This window comes from Roseateles sp., from assembly GCF_049240545.1.
GTDB lineage: Bacteria > Pseudomonadota > Gammaproteobacteria > Burkholderiales > Burkholderiaceae_C > Paucibacter_A.
Genome location: NZ_JBMLSK010000215.1, coordinates 1 through 2319 on the forward strand (window position 1 = coordinate 1; position 2319 = coordinate 2319).

Below are 2319 nucleotides of genomic sequence, written 5' to 3' on the forward strand. Positions count from 1 at the left end.
CCGCAGCGCGGCTCGGGCCAGTTCGACAAGGCCGAGAAGATGATCACCGACAACCGGGTGCTCTTCCACCGCGTGGCCAACACCTTGAACTATCTGGACATCAAGACCGTGGTGGTGTCATGCGGCACCTGCTACGACCAGCTGCAGGGCTATAAGTTCGAGGAGATCTTCCCCGGCTGCCGCATCATCGACATCCACGAATACCTGCTGGAAAAGGGCATCACGCTCGGTTCCGACAAGAGCTATCTCTACCACGACCCCTGCCACACACCGATGAAGCTGCAGGAGCCGATGAAGACCGTCAAGGCCTTGGTCGGCGACAACGTGGTCGAGAGCAAGCGCTGCTGCGGCGAGAGCGGCACCTTGGGCGTGACCCGGCCGGATATCTCGACCCAGATTCGCTTCCGCAAGGAAGAAGAGCTGCGCAAGACCGAGACACAGCTGCGCGACAGCGGCAAGGTCGCGGCGGCCGAGAACCTGAAGATCTTGACCAGCTGCCCAAGCTGCTTGCAAGGCCTGTCGCGTTACGGCGGCGACCTGCAAAACGGCCTGCTGGAAGCCGACTACATCGTCGTCGAGATGGCCAAGAAGATCCTGGGTGACAACTGGATGCCGGAGTATGTGGCCCAGGCCAATAACGGCGGTATCGAGCGCGTGCTGGTTTAACGCTTTCCTTTTCGGGGGCTGCCGGTCGGTGTCTCATGCGGGCCGGCAGCGATGCCCCGAATTCCCCCTTTTTTTGCAGCAACTTGTCCTTCTTGCCGGCTTGGTGAGGTTTTGAATATGTGTTCAACTGAACACGCGGCCAAGACCATTTCTGAGCAAGCGACTTGTGAGGACCTTCGACCCAACCGTAGCGCAGTTCGTCGATGACGCTGAGGTGGTGGCTTTGGATGACGCCTTGGCTTTGTGGTCGGGATCCATGCGCTTGGCGATCTTGGTGCCGCTGGCCTGGCATTTGCGCCAGCGTGATTGCGTTCGCGCCTTGCAACTGGTCGAAGAGGCCGAAGCCTTGATGGTCGGGCTGGATTTGGAGCCCGAGGCCGCCCACCGGGGGGCCGCTCGTTTGCTGCTGGTGCGGGCCGAGTCGGATTGGCTCAAGGGCAAGCCCGATCTGGCCGAGCCCCGTTTGCGCCGCGCCATCGAGATGTTCGAAAAGTTCGGCGACCGCGTCGGTGCCGGCGATGGCCGCGGGCTGCTGGTTTCCTTGGCCATCGAGCGTGGCCAACCACAACTGCGCGATGAGCTGCTCAGCGCCGCCGAGGAAGACTTTCGCGCCGGCGGCGATGAGGAGCGGGTCCAAGCGAGTTCGGCTCGGCGGCTCTTGTATGCCGCCTTTCGTGATGCCAAGGCAGCCGCCGTGCGGGTGGCCGAGTAGTTTGATCCCGCGCATGACTATGGTCCGGTGGTGACGGCCATGCTGGCCAGCGTGCGGGCCGTGGTGGCCGGCTATACCGATGATCTGGCCGGCTCAATCAAACACTTCACCATCGCTCGAGATTGCGCGATCCGTACCGGGCAGACCCGGCTGGCGATCGTGTCCGCCGGCAATGGCGCCGATTCCTTTTCATCGCTGGGTGATTTCGATGCTGCGCTTGAATGGTCGGCCCAGTCCTTGGAATTGGCGCGCCGTACCGGCTGGCCTGGCATGCTGGGCTTGGCCCTGACGCAGTCGGCCAATGTGCTGCGCCTGCTCGGGCGGCGTGAGGACGCGCGGGAGAATCTGCAGGAAGCCTTGTCGGTGCTGAGCGCGCTGAACAAGTCCAACAACTATGTGATGACCCTGCAGAACCTGGGTGAGTTGTTGCTCGACCTGGGTGAGTTGCAAGAAGCCCAGCAGCGCTTTGCCCAGGCCGAGGCCTCGGCCGCGGTCTTGGGCGAGCCGATGTTGCAACTGCGTTGCTTCCGGGGTCAGGCCTTGACACTGTCACGCCTGGGGCTCTTGCCCGAGGCTTTGGCCAAGGCCGAGTTGGCGCAGGCGTTGGCCGAGCAACACAGCAATGTCGAGGAGCAGATCAAGGTCTTGCGGGTGATGGCCGAGGTTTATCGCAAGCCCGGCTTGCCGGCGCCGCCTGATATGCAGCATGAGAATGCGGAACTGCATTTTTTGCAGCTGGCCCTGAACCGGGTGCTTGCGGTCAGTGGCTTGTCGGCGCCGACCGAACTGCTGGATGAGTTGGCGCGGGCGAACGCCCGCATCGGTGCTTTTGGTGCCGCTTACAACTATGCGATGCAGGCAACGGCCACCCGAGAAAGCAGCCGCGTGGCCGAAGGTCACAAACGGGCCATCGCCCTGCAGGTGCGCCAGGACACCGAGCG

Annotated in this window: 3 protein-coding genes; all 3 read left to right on the forward strand. The window is 62.8% G+C overall.

Going from position 1 to position 2319, the window contains the following annotated elements:
• On the forward strand, positions 1-666 hold a 666-nt coding region (locus ACOVRJ_RS14080; RefSeq protein WP_422044479.1), incomplete at its 5' end, for a DUF3400 domain-containing protein.
• A gap of 166 nt (positions 667-832) precedes the next feature.
• Positions 833-1378 carry a hypothetical protein gene (locus tag ACOVRJ_RS14085; protein ID WP_422044480.1) on the forward strand — a complete coding sequence of 182 codons (546 nt, stop codon included), beginning with the start codon at positions 833-835 and terminating at the stop codon, positions 1376-1378.
• A gap of 39 nt (positions 1379-1417) precedes the next feature.
• Positions 1418-2319: tetratricopeptide repeat protein (locus tag ACOVRJ_RS14090; RefSeq protein ID WP_422044517.1), on the forward strand; the 902-nt coding region annotated here is incomplete at its 3' end.